General features: G+C 70.5%; 16 protein-coding genes. 11 read left to right on the forward strand and 5 right to left on the reverse strand.

Annotated features, from left to right (window positions below):
• The first annotated feature begins 23 nt into the window (after positions 1 to 23).
• Complete coding sequence (locus ABZS64_RS16785) at positions 24 to 341, forward strand: metalloregulator ArsR/SmtB family transcription factor (RefSeq protein WP_355829432.1); 318 nt, start codon at positions 24 to 26, stop codon at positions 339 to 341.
• Positions 338 to 1189 carry an SRPBCC family protein gene (locus ABZS64_RS16790; RefSeq protein ID WP_355829434.1) on the forward strand — a complete coding sequence of 284 codons (852 nt, stop codon included), beginning with the start codon at positions 338 to 340 and terminating at the stop codon, positions 1187 to 1189. Before ABZS64_RS16785 ends, ABZS64_RS16790 begins: the two co-directional genes overlap by 4 nt.
• 176 nt (positions 1190 to 1365) lie before the next feature.
• Here the strand turns inward: ABZS64_RS16790 and ABZS64_RS16795 are convergent, their stop codons facing one another.
• Positions 1366 to 1935: a TIGR03086 family metal-binding protein gene (locus ABZS64_RS16795; RefSeq protein WP_355829437.1), complete on the reverse strand. Its 570-nt coding sequence runs from the start codon at positions 1933 to 1935 to the stop codon at positions 1366 to 1368.
• Between the two features lie 96 nt (positions 1936 to 2031).
• Here ABZS64_RS16795 and ABZS64_RS16800 point away from each other — a divergent pair, with 96 nt between their 5' ends.
• Positions 2032 to 3021 carry a YafY family protein gene (locus ABZS64_RS16800; RefSeq protein WP_355829440.1) on the forward strand — a complete coding sequence of 330 codons (990 nt, stop codon included), beginning with the start codon at positions 2032 to 2034 and terminating at the stop codon, positions 3019 to 3021.
• Here ABZS64_RS16800 and ABZS64_RS16805 read toward each other — a convergent pair.
• Positions 2990 to 3604 carry a TetR family transcriptional regulator gene (locus ABZS64_RS16805; protein WP_355829442.1) on the reverse strand — a complete coding sequence of 205 codons (615 nt, stop codon included), beginning with the start codon at positions 3602 to 3604 and terminating at the stop codon, positions 2990 to 2992. The genes ABZS64_RS16800 and ABZS64_RS16805 overlap by 32 nt on opposite strands.
• A gap of 103 nt (positions 3605 to 3707) precedes the next feature.
• On the opposite strand from ABZS64_RS16805, the gene ABZS64_RS16810 reads away from it, so the two are divergent.
• The 3 genes from ABZS64_RS16810 (at position 3708) to ABZS64_RS16820 (ending at position 5511) form a co-directional block, all read left to right on the forward strand.
• Positions 3708 to 3860: a hypothetical protein gene (locus ABZS64_RS16810; protein ID WP_355829445.1), complete on the forward strand. Its 153-nt coding sequence runs from the start codon at positions 3708 to 3710 to the stop codon at positions 3858 to 3860.
• 21 nt (positions 3861 to 3881) lie between these two features.
• Positions 3882 to 4235 carry a DUF4190 domain-containing protein gene (locus tag ABZS64_RS16815; RefSeq protein WP_355829447.1) on the forward strand — a complete coding sequence of 118 codons (354 nt, stop codon included), beginning with the start codon at positions 3882 to 3884 and terminating at the stop codon, positions 4233 to 4235.
• A 112-nt stretch (positions 4236 to 4347) separates the two neighbouring features.
• On the forward strand, positions 4348 to 5511 hold the full coding sequence (locus ABZS64_RS16820; protein WP_355829450.1) for a cysteine desulfurase family protein: 1164 nt from the start codon (positions 4348 to 4350) through the stop codon (positions 5509 to 5511).
• 30 nt (positions 5512 to 5541) lie between these two features.
• On the opposite strand, the gene ABZS64_RS16825 is transcribed toward ABZS64_RS16820, so the two are convergent.
• Positions 5542 to 6237, reverse strand: a complete 696-nt coding sequence (locus tag ABZS64_RS16825; protein WP_355829453.1) for an N-acetylmuramoyl-L-alanine amidase — start codon at positions 6235 to 6237, stop codon at positions 5542 to 5544.
• Between the two features lie 61 nt (positions 6238 to 6298).
• On the opposite strand from ABZS64_RS16825, the gene mnmA reads away from it, so the two are divergent.
• Positions 6299 to 7429 carry a tRNA 2-thiouridine(34) synthase MnmA gene (mnmA, locus tag ABZS64_RS16830; protein ID WP_355829456.1) on the forward strand — a complete coding sequence of 377 codons (1131 nt, stop codon included), beginning with the start codon at positions 6299 to 6301 and terminating at the stop codon, positions 7427 to 7429.
• Positions 7430 to 7472: 43 nt separating this feature from the next.
• Here mnmA and ABZS64_RS16835 read toward each other — a convergent pair whose 3' ends face one another.
• Together ABZS64_RS16835 and ABZS64_RS16840 are read right to left on the reverse strand one after the other, a co-directional pair.
• Positions 7473 to 8261: an alpha/beta fold hydrolase gene (locus ABZS64_RS16835; protein ID WP_355829459.1), complete on the reverse strand. Its 789-nt coding sequence runs from the start codon at positions 8259 to 8261 to the stop codon at positions 7473 to 7475.
• 67 nt (positions 8262 to 8328) lie between these two features.
• Positions 8329 to 8658 (reverse strand): DUF427 domain-containing protein, encoded by a 330-nt coding sequence (locus ABZS64_RS16840; protein WP_355829462.1) that lies wholly within the window; start codon positions 8656 to 8658, stop codon positions 8329 to 8331.
• Positions 8659 to 8709: 51 nt separating this feature from the next.
• Between ABZS64_RS16840 and ABZS64_RS16845 the strand changes: the two genes are divergently transcribed.
• From ABZS64_RS16845 to ligA, 4 genes are read left to right on the forward strand one after another with little or no spacing between them, the layout of a single operon-like run.
• On the forward strand, positions 8710 to 9234 hold the full coding sequence (locus ABZS64_RS16845) for a TIGR00730 family Rossman fold protein (protein ID WP_355829465.1): 525 nt from the start codon (positions 8710 to 8712) through the stop codon (positions 9232 to 9234).
• A 45-nt stretch (positions 9235 to 9279) separates the two neighbouring features.
• Positions 9280 to 9978, forward strand: a complete 699-nt coding sequence (locus ABZS64_RS16850; RefSeq protein WP_355829468.1) for an SDR family oxidoreductase — start codon at positions 9280 to 9282, stop codon at positions 9976 to 9978.
• Positions 9975 to 10970, forward strand: a complete 996-nt coding sequence (locus tag ABZS64_RS16855) for a methionine synthase (protein ID WP_355829471.1) — start codon at positions 9975 to 9977, stop codon at positions 10968 to 10970. The genes ABZS64_RS16850 and ABZS64_RS16855 overlap by 4 nt, the downstream gene beginning before the upstream one ends.
• Positions 10971 to 11000: 30 nt before the next feature.
• Entirely contained in the window at positions 11001 to 13184 is a 2184-nt protein-coding gene (gene ligA, locus ABZS64_RS16860; protein ID WP_355829474.1) for an NAD-dependent DNA ligase LigA, read from the forward strand.
• The last annotated feature ends 302 nt before the right edge of the window (positions 13185 to 13486 follow it).

Consider the following 13486-nt stretch of genomic DNA (forward strand, 5'->3'; position numbering starts at 1 on the left):
AACCATCAAGGTATGTTGAAGGCATGCCCATACCGTTCGACGTGCTCGCGGAGCCGAGTCGGCGCAGGATCCTCGATCTGCTGCTGGAGCGTCCGCACCTGGTCGGGGAGCTCACCGACCGGCTCGGCCTCAGCCAGCCCGGCACCTCCAAGCACCTGCGGGTGCTGCGGGAAGCGGGTCTGGTGCGGGTCCGGCAGGACGCACAGCGCCGCTGGTACGAGCTGACGCCCGAGCCGCTCGCGGAACTCGACGCCTGGCTCGCGCACTACCGCCACCTGTGGTCCGGTCGCCTCGACGCCCTCGAACGGCATCTCGACGCGATGGAGGACGACTCCTCATGAACCCGCACTCCGACACCCTCACGACGGCGGACGGGCGGACCGCACTGCGGATGGAGCGCCGGCTGGCGCATCCGCCGCAGCGGGTCTGGGACGCGATCACCCAACCCGCCCACCTCGCCCAGTGGTTCCCCTCCGAGGTGACCGTCGACCTGCGGCCCGGCGGGACGATGGGCTTCTTGTTCCCCGGCGACACCGAGCCGGCCATGAACGGCCGGGTCACCGACGCGCAGGAGCCGCACGTCTTCGCCTTCACCTGGGGCGAGGACCATCTGCGCTGGGAGATCACCCCCGAGGGCGAGGGCTCGCTGCTCACCCTCGTCCACACCTTCGGCGACCGCTTCGGCGGGGCGAGCTTCGCGTCCGGCTGGCATCTGTGCATGACCGCGCTGGCGCAGCTCCTGGACGGCGAGAAGGCCGACGTCGCGGGCGACCGCGGCGGCGAACTGCACGAGGCGTACCTCGCACAGTTCGACCTGGGCCGCGGCGTGGTCGAGGACACGGCCGAGGGCCGCCGCGTCCGTATCGAACGCCAACTGGTGCGCCCGGCGGAGAAGGTCTGGGCCGAACTCACCGCAGGCGCAAAGCCGCAGAAGGGCTCGCCGGCGCCGGAGGGCTTCGCCTCCCCGAAGACCCCACCGGGCCCGGTCACCGAACTCCACGCCCCGGACCTGCTCGCCTACGCCTCCCACCCGGACGGCGAGGTCCGCTGGCACCTCACCAAGGGCACGGGTCACGGCCCCCGCCTGATCCTGACCCAATCGGGCCCACGCGACTTCGACGCGGAGGCGGCGCTGTCGGCGTGGCAGACCCGCGTCGACGACCTGGCCTCGCGCCTACTGAAGCCCTAGGTCCTGTCGTTTGGATCAGGCCGGATCAGTGAGCGGGGTCTGGGGCGTGCGATCGCAAGGCGGAGGAGGGAGCCGACGCGGAGCGTCGGCGACTGACGACAACGCGGCGAGCGTGCGTGCCAGGGCACGCGAGCCCGGCAAGATCCGAAAGACACCCCCCAGGGGATGGACCCCCGTCACACCGTCCGCCCCAGCCACGCCGCCAGCCTCCCGTACTCGTCCGCCCCTTCCGGTGCCTCCCGGACCTCTCCGAACGGCACATCACCGCCCCGGCTATCCGCCGGGAGCACCTCGCGGGCGATCGGGAGAATGATCCGGGCCAACTCCTCGTCCAGGGGCAGCGGATGGCCCAGTGCCTTCGACAGGTCCCATGTGTGGGTCAGCGTCTCCATCACATAGCCGCCGACCGCCCCCGCACCCGGCACCGAGCCCCAGGGGACCGTGACCTCTTGGGACAGCTTCGCGCCGTCCGCCCACGCCGACGTGAAGCGGGCGCGTGCCGCCTCGTACGCCGTCGTCCAGGCGTCGTCCGCGACGCCGTCAACCCGGGCCGGCACTGACAGGCCGTCACCGCCCTCGCCGATGAGGGCGATCCGGTGCGTACCGCCGACGACATGGGACAGCAGAGCCCGTACGTCGTACTCCGTACACGGCGTCGGATCGCCCAGTCGCTGCGGCGTCACCAGCTTCAGCAGGCTCGCGAACTGCTCGGCCGCACGCTCGTACAGGGGGCGCGGATCGTTCATGGTGTCCAACTCCTCATCACCGGTCTCGCTGACGAACCGCACTCTCCACGGATAACCTGACATCTCCCGTCAAGTTTTCCGGAGACCCTCACACCCGTGAAATCAGACCGGCTGCTCTCGATCCTTCTGCTCCTCCAGACCCGCGGTCTGGTCCCCGCCGCCGAGCTCGCCGAGCGGCTCGAAGTCTCCGTACGCACCATCTACCGGGACATCGACGCGCTCTCCGCTTCCGGCGTTCCCGTCTACGCCGAGCGCGGCCGCCACGGCGGCATCGCGCTGCTGCCCGGCTTCCGTACCGACGTCACGGGACTGACCGCCGACGAGTCCCGTGCCCTGTTCGTCCTGGCGGCCCAGGGCGCGCACGCGGCACTCGGCCTCGACGAGGCGCTCGGCTCGGCCCTGCGCAAGGTGATGGCCGCGCTGCCCGAACCGCACCGGCCCGCCGCCGAGTTGACGAGCCGGCGGATCCTCGTCGATCCGGCCCGCTGGATGAGGACGCCGCGGCCCGCCGTGGACCTCGACATACTGAACTCCGCCGTCTTCACCGACCGGCGGCTGCGGCTCCGCTACCGCCACAGCGGTGCGACCGAGCCGCGGACGTACACCCTCGATCCGTACGGACTCGTTGTGAAGGCGGGTGTCTGGTACCTGGTCGCCGACCACCGGACCCGGCCCCGGCTGTTCCGCGCGGACCGGGTGGTTGCCGCCAGGCTCACCGACGCGCCTGTGCGGCGCCGCGCGGGCCAGGAGCTGGCAGACGTCTGGGAGGTGCTGCGCCGTCAGGTCGAGGAGCGCCCCGCCGGCGTACGGGTGAGGGCGCGGGTGAAGGCCGACCGCCTGGACCTGTTTCTGCGGATCCAGGCGAGCCAGGTCGCCGCCGAGCCGGTCACCGAGGGGGAGTGGGCGTACGTCGAACTCGCACTCCCGGCCGTCATGGCGGCCCGCGCACTGCTCGCCTTCGGCGAGGGCGTCGAGGTCCTTTCACCGCCCGAGGCCCGCGAGGAGCTGGCCCGCGCCGCTGCCGCGGTCGTCGAGCTGTACGGGCCGGGTGCCGTCAGTCCAGCCAGTGCCGGCGGCCCAGGCTGATCAGCCGCAGCTGACGGCGCGCCACCGAGGCGACGTGCTCCTCGCCCTCCGGCCCGGCCTCCAGGAAGTTGCTGGCCGTGATCACCATGTGGTCCACATACACACTGGCAAGCATCGTCAGATCCGCCTCGCTCCAGCCCGCACCGTCCGACTCCCGGGCGAACGCTGCCGCCACCTCGTCTGCGAACCGCCGCAGTTGCGCGCCGATCGCCTCCCGCACGGGCTGCACACCGCCGTGCCGCTCGCGGGCGATGAAGCGGACATGCCCGGGGGACGTACGCACCAGGCCGGCGATGAGCGCGACGGTCCTGTCGATACGTACATCGTCACCGGTCTCGGCGAGCGCCTCGCCGATCGTGGCGTGCAGGCTGCCGAGCGCCTCCTCGACGAGCGCGACGCCGAGGTCGGCCATGTCCCGGAAGTGGCGGTAGAACGCGGTCGGTGCCACACCCACGGCCCGGGTCACCTCGCGCAGGCCGAGGCTGCTCAGGCTCTGCTCCTCCAGCAGCTGCAGCGCGGCGTCCAGGAGGGCCTGACGGGTCTTCTGTTTCTGGGCCTGGCGGATCCCGATGGTGTGACTCATGCCATTCAGTAAACAACCGTTCTCCAAAGAAGGGAAGTGTAGACTCAGGAGTCAGTGAACAATCGTACTCACAAGTGTTCACCGAAAATTCGAAAGGAAGACGATGATCGCCCTCGTCGCAGCGCTTCTCCTCCTGGGAATCATGCTGGGCGCCGTGGCCCAACTTCCCCTCTCCGTAACCGTCGTGGCCTGCACCGTCATCGGTGTCTGGCTGCTCGTCTTCGCCGTGCGCGAGCGCCGCGCGCGCCACAACTGACCCGGAAGGAGCCGAACCACCATGCAACTCACCGCAACCGCACGCCCGGCATGCATCGAGAGCACCGAGGGGGATGCCGCCGCCCGGGAGACCTCCCAGACCGCCAAGCCTTCCGAGCCCGGCGCCAAGCCCGTGGCCCGGCGGGACGCCGACGGAATGGCCGTCGCCGCCTTCGTCCTCGGTCTCGTCGGCCTGCTCGTCATGAACATCGTGCTCGGCCCGATCGCCGTCGTCCTGGCCGCTCTCGCCCTCTGGCGCGGCACCGCGCGCCGCGGTCGTGCCCTGCTCGGACTCGCCCTCGGCCTGGCCGACCTGGCCGTACTCGCCGTACTGGTCACCGTCAACGGAACCGTCGTCTGGGGCATCGGCGGCTGACACCCGCAGCAGCGGAAGCAGCACCCGCGGCCGGGGAAAAGGGCACCCGCACGCCCGTGCACCCCTGCGCCGCGTCCGCGCCCCCGCCATGCCTCGTAGAATCGGGGCCACCATGGCTTACCTCGACCACGCTGCGACCACTCCGATGCTGCCGGAGGCCGTCGAGGCGCTGACCGCGCAGCTCACCGTCACCGGCAACGCCTCCGCCCTGCACGCCGCCGGCCGCCGGGCCCGGCGCGCGGTCGAGGAGGCCCGCGAGAACCTCGCCGAAGCGCTCGGCGCACGGCCCAGCGAGGTGGTCTTCACCTCGGGCGGCACGGAGGCCGACAACCTCGCCGTCAAGGGCCTGTACTGGCAACGGCGCGACGCCGAACCGGCCAGGACCCGCGTCCTGGCCAGCCCCGTCGAACACCACGCGGTCCTCGACGCCGTCGACTGGCTCGGCGAGCACGAGGGCGCGACCATCGAGTATCTGCCGGTCGACGCGTACGGGCGGGTGCACCCCGAGGCCCTGCGCGAGGCCATCGAGCGCAATCCCGACGATGTCGCGCTCGCCACCGTGATGTGGGCGAACAACGAGATCGGCACCGTCATGCCGGTCACCGAACTCTCCGCCGTGGCAAGGGAGTTCGCCATCCCGCTGCACGCCGACGCGGTCCAGGCCTTCGGTCAGCTCGACATCGACTTCGCCGCGTCGGGCCTCGCCGCCATGACCGTATCCGGACACAAGATCGGCGGCCCGTACGGCATCGGCGCCCTGCTGCTCGGCCGTGAATACACCCCCGTCCCCGTCCTGCACGGCGGCGGCCAGGAGCGCCATGTCCGCTCCGGCACCCTCGACACCCCCGCGATCGCCTCCTTCGCCGTCGCCGGGCGCATCGCCGCCGAACGCCGCGAGGACTTCGCCCGCGAGATCGGCGCCCTGCGCGACGAACTGGTCGACGCCGTGCGTACGGCAGTCCCCGACGCGATCCTCGGCGGCGACCCGGACGACCGCCTCCCGGCCAACGCCCACTTCACCTTCCCCGGCTGCGAGGGCGACTCCCTGCTGCTGCTCCTCGACGCCCAGGGCATCGAATGCTCCACCGGCTCGGCCTGCACGGCGGGCGTCGCGCAGCCCAGCCATGTCCTCCTCGCCACCGGAACCGACCCGGACCTGGCCCGCGGGACGCTCCGCTTCAGCCTCGGCCACACCTCCACCAAGGCCGATGTGAAGGCGGTCGCGGAGGCCATCGGCCCGGCGGTGGAACGGGCCCGTACAGCAGGACTCAGCTAGGGCCTCGGCGGCTTTCGAGGCCTGCGCGGCCTACTCGGCCTTGCGCGCCGTCGGCATCGCCTGGCGTACGAGCGCGAGATAGCGGTTCCAGTCCCAGTGCGGCCCGGGATCGGTGTGGTCCGTCCCCGGCACCTCCACATGCCCGATGATGTGCTCCCGGTCGACGGGTATGTCGTACCGCGTACAGATCCCGGCCGTGAGCTGCGCGGACGCCCGGTACATCGCGTCCGTGAAACCGGACGGGCGGTCCACGAAGCCTTCGTGCTCTATGCCGATGCTGCGTTCGTTGTACGAGCGGTTGCCCGCGTGGAAGGCCACATCCAGCTCGCGGATCATCTGGGCCACATGCCCGTCCTTGCGTACGACATAGTGCGCCGCGGCCCCGTGTCCCGGGTCCTTGAAGACCCTCAGCGCCGTCGGATAGCTGCCCTGGACGACATGGATGACCACCATGTCGATGCGGTAGTCGTCGGGCCGGTCCGCGAGCCGCCAGTTCGCCCGGGACGCAGCAGTCCACTCCGCGCCCGGGTGGTCGAGCTCGCCCTCCTTGCGCGGCTTCGCCATCCCCGGCAGCCGCCACCAGGCACGCCGCAGCTCGTCGTGCGCCAGCACGCCGACGCCCACCACCACGGCCCCGCCGCCGATCAGCACGGCCCGTCGGCTGACGCCCCGCCCCTTGTCCGGCCCCTTGCCCCGCTTGGTGCCGGGCTTCGATTCACTCCCCATGCGTTCCCCAACGCTTACTCGCGAGCTTTCGGTTCCCAGCTCCCCTTACCCTGGTATGGCTATGACTCCTCAGACTCCCCAGCGCCCCCTCCGTGTACTCGCCGCCATGTCGGGCGGCGTGGACTCCGCCGTCGCCGCCGCCCGTGCCGCCGAGGCCGGGCACGACGTCACCGGTGTGCACCTGGCGCTCTCCGCGAACCCGCAGTCCTTCCGTACGGGCGCGCGCGGCTGCTGCACCATCGAGGACTCCCGCGACGCACGCCGCGCCGCGGACGTCATCGGCATCCCCTTCTACGTGTGGGACCTCGCCGAGCGCTTCCGCGAGGACGTGGTCGAGGACTTCATCGCGGAGTACGAGGCCGGCCGCACCCCCAACCCGTGCCTTCGCTGCAACGAGAAGATCAAGTTCGCGGCGCTGCTGGACAAGGCGCTCGCGCTCGGCTTCGACGCCGTGTGCACCGGCCACTACGCCACGGTCGTGACCGGCGAGGAGGGCAGCCGCGAGCTGCACCGCGCCAGCGACATGGCCAAGGACCAGTCGTACGTCCTCGGCGTGCTCGACGAGCGGCAGCTGGCGCACGCGATGTTCCCGCTCGGCGACACCCTCACCACCAAGGGCGAGATCCGGGCCGAGGCGGAGCGCAGGGGCCTCGCGGTCGCCAAGAAGCCCGACAGCCACGACATCTGCTTCATCGCCGACGGCGACACCCAGGGCTTCCTCGCGAACCGCCTCGGCACGGCCGAGGGCGACATCGTCGACGAGTCGGGCGCGAAGCTGGGCACGCACGACGGGGCCTTCGGCTTCACGATCGGCCAGCGCAAGGGTCTGCGCATCGGCCACCCGGCGCCCGACGGCAAGCCGCGCTATGTCCTGGACATCTCCCCGGTGAACAACACGGTGACGGTGGGCCCGGTCGAGGCCCTCGACGTCACGGCTCTCACGGCGATCAAGCCGCGCTGGTGCGGGGTGGCCCCGGCGGGCCCCGGAACGTACACGGCGCAGCTGCGTGCCCATGGCGGCGAGACCTCGGTGAGCGCCGAGCTGGTCGGCGACGAGCTCCAGGTGTCCTTCACCGAGCCGGTGCGGGGCGTCGCACCCGGCCAGGCGATCGTGCTGTACGACGGCACGCGCGTGGTCGGCTCGGCGACGATCGCGACGACCGAGCGGGCGGGCACCGCGTCGGTCGCGTAGCGCCGGACCCAGGCCCTGTCCGGCCTGATCGACCGGACAGGACCTAGACGGCGAAGAACTCCGTCAGGACCGGGGCCAGCACCTGCGGCGCCGCCTCGTGCGTCTGGCCGGTCAGCGTGCGGTGCCGCCCGCGCGGCAGGGCGGAGGACACGGCACGCGCCGCGTCCCGCAGCCAGCCGGGGCTCGCCCCGCCGTCGACGACCATCACGCGCTGGGTGACGGAGTGCAGCACGTCGACGGGCACCTGTCCGTTGCCCATCACCTCGTGGTCGTAGGGGAGGGTGTGCGCCACCGCTTCCTTCTCGGCCCACATCGGGGTCTGCCGCATGCCCTCCACATCCTCCGGCGGTATGCCGGTCTCCTTCAGGAAGAGCGCGAGGGCATCGTCCGGCCGCCCCTGGGCCACCAGCTCACCGAGCTGTGTGCCATAGGCGGCGGGCTCCTCACGGGTCGCCGGATCCGTCGTGAACGGCGGCTCGTACACCGAGAGTTGAGTGATCGGCAGCCCGGCGGCCGCCGCCTTCAGGGCCAGCGCCGCGCCGGAGGAGAGGGCGTGCACGGAGGCAGTGCCGCCCGCCGCGGCGATCACGGCGCCGAGATCCTCGATCTCGCGCTCCACGGCGTAGGGAGCGGTGTCCCCGCTCGCGCCCCGGCCGCGCCGGTCGTAGGTGAACACGCTGAAGGCCGACGCGAGCAGCGCGGCCAGCGGCGCGTCACTCGCCGCGGTGCACAGCGCCCCGCCGACCAGAACCAGCGGCCTGCCCTCGCCCTGCTGCTCGTACGCGATGAGCGTGCCGTCACCCGACTTGACCGTGTTCAGCGTGCTGCCCATGCCGTCCATAAGAACACTGACCTGCGCACGGCGCAGAACTAATCGGCAGGGCGCGAGATTTCTTCGGTCAGTCCTGGACGACCTCGGTGTCGTAGAAGCAGAAATGCCCCTCGATCTGCGCCACTTCGTCCTTGGGGTCGGGATACGCCCACACCACGTCGTCCGCGTCCGGCAGCGACCAGTAGGAGGCCGTTCCCTTGAACGGGCAGTAGGTGTGCGTCTCCGAGGGCTTCAGCAGGTCGGTTCGTACGTCCTCGGCGGGGAGGTAGTAGCGCACGGGGCAGCCCGTCTCACGCAGGACGAGCGGGCGACGGCTCTCCGCGATGATCTCGTCGCCGCGTGCCACGCGTACATGAACAGTGCTCTGCTCGATCGTGATCGTGTGTCCTTCAGCCATACCGAGCACAGCGTCGGCCGGGCCCGACTTCTTCCCCCGTACCGTGATCCCATGGATATCTGCGTCTTCCTCTCCGCCGCCGACCTCGACGAGCGCTACACCCGCCCGGCCCGCGAGTTCGCCGAGCTCGTCGGCAAGGGCGGCCACACCCTGGTGTGGGGCGGTTCCGAGAGCGGGCTGATGAAGGTCGTCGCGGACGGCGTCCAGCAGGCGGGCGGGCGCCTTGTCGGTGTCTCGGTCGACTTCCTGGCGGCGAAGGCCCGTACGAACGCGGACGAGATGGTGATCGCCAAGGACCTCGCAGAGCGGAAGGCGCTGCTCCTCGACAGGGCCGATGCGATTGTGATCATGGTCGGCGGTACGGGAACGCTGGACGAGGCCACCGAGATCCTTGAGCTGAAGAAGCACGGCAAGCACACCAAGCCGGTCGTCCTGTTGAACACCGCGGGCTTCTACGACGGTCTGAAGCTGCAGTTCCAGCGGATGGAGGACGAGGGCTTTCTGCCGCTCCCGCTGACTGACCTGGTCTTCTTCGCCGAGGACGCCGTCTCGGCCCTCGCCTACCTGGAGCTGTGACATCAGCGGCTGCCGCCGCGGGCTCCAGGCTGCAGTAATGCGAGCATGTCCCGTATGGCTACACATCTGATCACCGGGGCAGGCTCCGGCATCGGCGCGGCCGTCGCGCGCCGCCTGCACGGGCGCGGCGACGAGCTGATCCTGCTGGCACGCGACGCGGGCCGCGCCAAGGAACTCGCCTCCCAGTACGAGGGCGCCCGTACGCTCGTCGCCGACCTTGCAGACCCCGACCGCATCTCCAGGTCGCTCGGCATGCAGCCGATGCCGGACCGGCTGGACTCCCTGCTGCACATCGCGGGCATCGTCGACCTCGGTCCGATCGCGGAACTGCGCCCCACGACCTGGCACCAGCAGCTCAACGCCAATCTGATCTCTCCGGCCGAGCTGACCCGGCTCTTCCTGCCGCAACTGCGGGCCGCCAAGGGCCATGTGCTCTTCGTCAACTCCGGCGCGGGCCTCAACGCCCATGCGGAATGGGGTGCTTACGCCGCCTCCAAGCACGGCCTCAAGGCGCTCGCCGACTCGCTGCGCCACGAGGAGCACGGCAACGGCGTCCGCGTCACCTCGGTCTATCCGGGCCGCACCGCCAGCCCGATGCAGGCCAAGGTGCACTCCCAGGAGGGCAAGGAGTACGACGCGTCCCGCTGGATCGACCCGGAGTCCGTCGCGACGACGATCCTCACGGCGATCGACCTGCCGCGCGACGCGGAGATCAACGACCTGACGGTGCGACCCGGGCGATGAACGCATTCCCATGGGGCCCCGCGACCGGGGTCGGATCCATGCCCGGCGGTGACGCACGCGAGGCCGCTAAGACCGTCGCCGGTTCCTTCGAGGACTTCCCGCATCTGCCCGAGCTGCCCGCCCGCGGGCCCGGTGCGGACATGATCGGGCGGACCATCGGGCTGCTCGTCGAGATGTACGCGCATGTCGAGCCCAGCGGCTGGCGGATCAGCGACCGGCCGGGGCGCGACACCAGGCGGGCCCGCTCGTGGCTCGGCGAGGACCTTGACGCGCTCGAGGAGTTCATCCAGGGCTACGAGGGGCCGCTCAAGGTCCAGGCGGTGGGGCCGTGGACGCTCGCCGCCGCACTGGAGCTGCGGAGCGGCGAGGCGGCGATCGGCGATCCGGGCGCCGTCCGGGACCTGGCGGGCTCGCTCGCCGAGGGGCTGCGCTCGCATCTGGCGGACGTACGCCGCCGGGTGCCCGGCGCCCAGGTGCTGCTCCAGCTCGACGAGCCGTCGCTCACCGCCGTACTGCGAGGACAGATCAGGACCGCCAGCGGGTATCGCACTCACAGGGCGGTGGACCGTCAGGTCGTCGAGGGCATGCTGCGGGATGTGATCGGGGTGAGCGAGGAGCCCGTCACCGTCCACTCCTGCGCGCCGGACGTGCCGTTCGCGCTGCTGCGCCGGGCCGGGGTCGCGGGCGTCTCGTTCGACTTCGGTCTGCTCACCGAACGTGACGAGGAACAGATCGGTGAGGCGGTCGAAGACGGTACGAAGCTGTTTGCGGGCGTCGTGCCGTCCACTGACGCTCCATTGTCAGACCCTGCCGGTAGCGTCATGGGTGTCAGGACGTTGTGGCGCAGGCTGGGGCTGAATCCGGGGACTCTCACGGAGTCCGTGGTGATCACCCCGTCGTGCGGGCTCGCGGGCGCCTCACCGGCGTACGCACGCGCGGCGCTCGCCCACTGCGTCCGGGCCGCGAGATCACTCGCGGACAACCCTGAGTAACGGGTGCTTGGGAAACGGGAGGACGAAACGGTGGCTGGCGAACAGCAGGGATCGGTGCCCGCCGAGGCACGCGAGAAGCATGCCCGGCTGGCCGAGGAGGTCGAGGGGCACCGCTTCCGGTATTACGTGAAGGACAGCCCGGTCATCAGCGACGGCGAGTTCGACAAGCTGCTGCGCGAGCTGGAGGCGCTGGAGGAGCAGTACCCCGAGCTGCGCACGCCCGACTCGCCGACCCAGAAGGTCGCGGGGCAGTACGAGACGGAGCTGGCGAAGGTCGAGCACCGCGAGCGGATGCTCTCCCTGGACAACGCCTTCGACGACGAGGAACTGGCCGCCTGGGCCGAGCGCGTCGCGCGTGACGTCGGCTCGTCGGACTACCACTTCCTGTGCGAGCTCAAGGTGGACGGCCTCGCCGTGAACCTGACGTACGAGAAGGGCCGGCTGACCCGCGCGGCGACCCGTGGCGACGGCCGCGTCGGCGAGGACATCACCCCCAACGTCCGTACGATCTCGGACATTCCGGACCGGTTGAAGGGTGACCGCATCCCCGATCTCGTGGAGATCCGCGGCGAGGTCTTCTTCCCGATGGACAAGTTCCAGGAGCTCAACGCCCGCCGCGTGGAGGCCGGGGAGCAGCCGTATGCCAACCCGCGCAACTCCGCGTCCGGTTCGCTGCGCCAGAAGGACCCGAAGGTCACCGCGACCCTCCCGCTGCACATGGTGGTGCACGGCATCGGCGCGCGTGAGGGCTTCGACATCGACCGCCAGTCGCAGGCGTACGACCTGCTGCGCGAGTGGGGCCTGCCCACCGCCAAGCACTACAAGGTCGTGGACTCGCTCGAGGGTGTAAGAGAGTTCATCGCCTACTACGGCGAGAACCGCCACTCCATGGAGCACGAGATCGACGGCGTCGTCGTCAAGGTCGACGAGATCCCGCTCCAGGGGCGGCTCGGCTCCACCTCGCGGGCGCCGCGCTGGGCCATTGCGTGGAAGTACGCCCCGGAGGAGGTCAACACCAAGCTGGTCAACATCCGGGTCGGCGTCGGCCGCACCGGCCGCGTCACGCCGTACGCCCAGGTGGAGCCGGTCACGGTCGCGGGCTCCGAGGTCGAATTCGCCACCCTGCACAACCAGGACGTGGTCAAGGCCAAGGGTGTGCTGATCGGCGACACGGTGGTGCTGCGCAAGGCGGGCGACGTCATTCCGGAGATCCTCGGCCCGGTCGTGGATCTGCGGGACGGCAGCGAGCGGGAGTTCGTGATGCCCTCCGAATGCCCCGAGTGCGGGACCGCGCTGCGCCCCATGAAGGAGGGCGACGTCGATCTGCGCTGCCCCAACGCCCGCTCCTGCCCGGCCCAGTTGCGTGAACGTCTCTTCTATCTCGCCGGCCGCAAGTCGCTGGACATCGAGAACTTCGGCTACGTGGCGGCGGCCGCGCTCACCAAGCCGCTGGAGCCGCCCACACCGCCGCTGACCGACGAGGGCGATCTCTTCGACCTCACCATCGAGCAGCTGCTGCCCATCAGGGCGTACGTCCTGGACCAGGACAGCGGACTGCCCAAGCGCGATCCCAAGACCGGCAACGAGAAGGTCGTCAGGGTCTTCGCCAATCAGCAGGGCGAGCCGAAGAAGAACGCGCTGGCGATGCTGGAGAACATCCAGGCGGCCAAGCAGCGCCCGCTGGCCCGGATCATCACGGGTCTGTCGATCCGTCATGTCGGCCCGGTCGCGGCCGAGGCGCTGGCCCGGGAGTTCCGGTCGATCGAGCGGATCGAGCAGGCCAGTGAGGAGGAGCTGGCGGCGGTCGACGGGGTGGGCGCGACCATCGCGGCCTCGCTCAAGCAGTGGTTCGAAGAGGACTGGCACCGCGAGATTCTGCGCAAGTGGCGGGCGGCGGGCGTCCGCATGGAGGAAGAGGGCGCAGGCGAGGACGAGGGGCCGCGGCCGCTGGAAGGACTGACCGTCGTTGTCACCGGCACCCTGGCCAACTACACCAGGGATGGCGCAAAAGAAGCCCTCCAGAGCCTCGGCGCGAAAGTGGCCGGTTCTGTTTCGAAGAAAACGAGCTTCGTGGTCGTGGGTGACAGCCCGGGTTCCAAGTACGACAAGGCCATGCAGCTGAAGGTGCCGGTTCTGGACGAGGAGGGCTTCGCCGTACTGCTCGAACAGGGCCCGGACGCGGCTCGTGAGGCTGCTGTGCCGGCAGAGGCGTAACGGAGGGGGCGTGCGCGGGGCTTGGGAGGGGCTCGTCCGGGGTCCCAGAGGGGGCGCACGGGGCGGGAATCGGACGCACGATTCCGCCTCTGAACGACCGGTACAGGTCACCCGTTCAGCGCATACCAGATGGATAAGGGTGGCCGGGTCGCATTCGGGCAAGAGCTGTAGAGCGCTGCCCGTCCGAGCCTCCTGCGGCCTACTGTTGAGATGTGCGCCTGTCGTGCACGGCTGCGTGGTGGGATTTCAGTCGTGGTGGCATGACAACGGGAGCCATCGCGAGGCATCGGCACCGCCGGCTG

The sequence above is a fragment of the Streptomyces sp. NPDC005408 genome (genome assembly GCF_040606445.1).
Lineage (GTDB): Bacteria > Actinomycetota > Actinomycetes > Streptomycetales > Streptomycetaceae > Streptomyces.

Excerpts from the sequence above, each read along its gene's own strand:
- ABZS64_RS16840 (WP_355829462.1), bottom strand. The coding sequence starts at position 8,658 with ATGGCTGAAGGACACACGATCACGATCGAGCAGAGCACTGTTCATGTA.
- ABZS64_RS16815 (WP_355829447.1), top strand. The coding sequence starts at position 3,882 with ATGCAACTCACCGCAACCGCACGCCCGGCATGCATCGAGAGCACCGAG.
- ABZS64_RS16845 (WP_355829465.1), top strand. The coding sequence starts at position 8,710 with ATGGATATCTGCGTCTTCCTCTCCGCCGCCGACCTCGACGAGCGCTAC.
- ABZS64_RS16795 (WP_355829437.1), bottom strand. The coding sequence starts at position 1,935 with ATGAACGATCCGCGCCCCCTGTACGAGCGTGCGGCCGAGCAGTTCGCG.
- ABZS64_RS16835 (WP_355829459.1), bottom strand. The coding sequence starts at position 8,261 with ATGGGCAGCACGCTGAACACGGTCAAGTCGGGTGACGGCACGCTCATC.
- ABZS64_RS16850 (WP_355829468.1), top strand. The coding sequence starts at position 9,280 with ATGTCCCGTATGGCTACACATCTGATCACCGGGGCAGGCTCCGGCATC.
- ABZS64_RS16785 (WP_355829432.1), top strand. The coding sequence starts at position 24 with ATGCCCATACCGTTCGACGTGCTCGCGGAGCCGAGTCGGCGCAGGATC.
- ABZS64_RS16825 (WP_355829453.1), bottom strand. The coding sequence starts at position 6,237 with ATGGGGAGTGAATCGAAGCCCGGCACCAAGCGGGGCAAGGGGCCGGAC.
- mnmA (WP_355829456.1), top strand. The coding sequence starts at position 6,299 with ATGACTCCTCAGACTCCCCAGCGCCCCCTCCGTGTACTCGCCGCCATG.
- ABZS64_RS16805 (WP_355829442.1), bottom strand. The coding sequence starts at position 3,604 with ATGAGTCACACCATCGGGATCCGCCAGGCCCAGAAACAGAAGACCCGT.
- ABZS64_RS16790 (WP_355829434.1), top strand. The coding sequence starts at position 338 with ATGAACCCGCACTCCGACACCCTCACGACGGCGGACGGGCGGACCGCA.
- ABZS64_RS16820 (WP_355829450.1), top strand. The coding sequence starts at position 4,348 with ATGGCTTACCTCGACCACGCTGCGACCACTCCGATGCTGCCGGAGGCC.
- ABZS64_RS16855 (WP_355829471.1), top strand. The coding sequence starts at position 9,975 with ATGAACGCATTCCCATGGGGCCCCGCGACCGGGGTCGGATCCATGCCC.
- ABZS64_RS16810 (WP_355829445.1), top strand. The coding sequence starts at position 3,708 with ATGATCGCCCTCGTCGCAGCGCTTCTCCTCCTGGGAATCATGCTGGGC.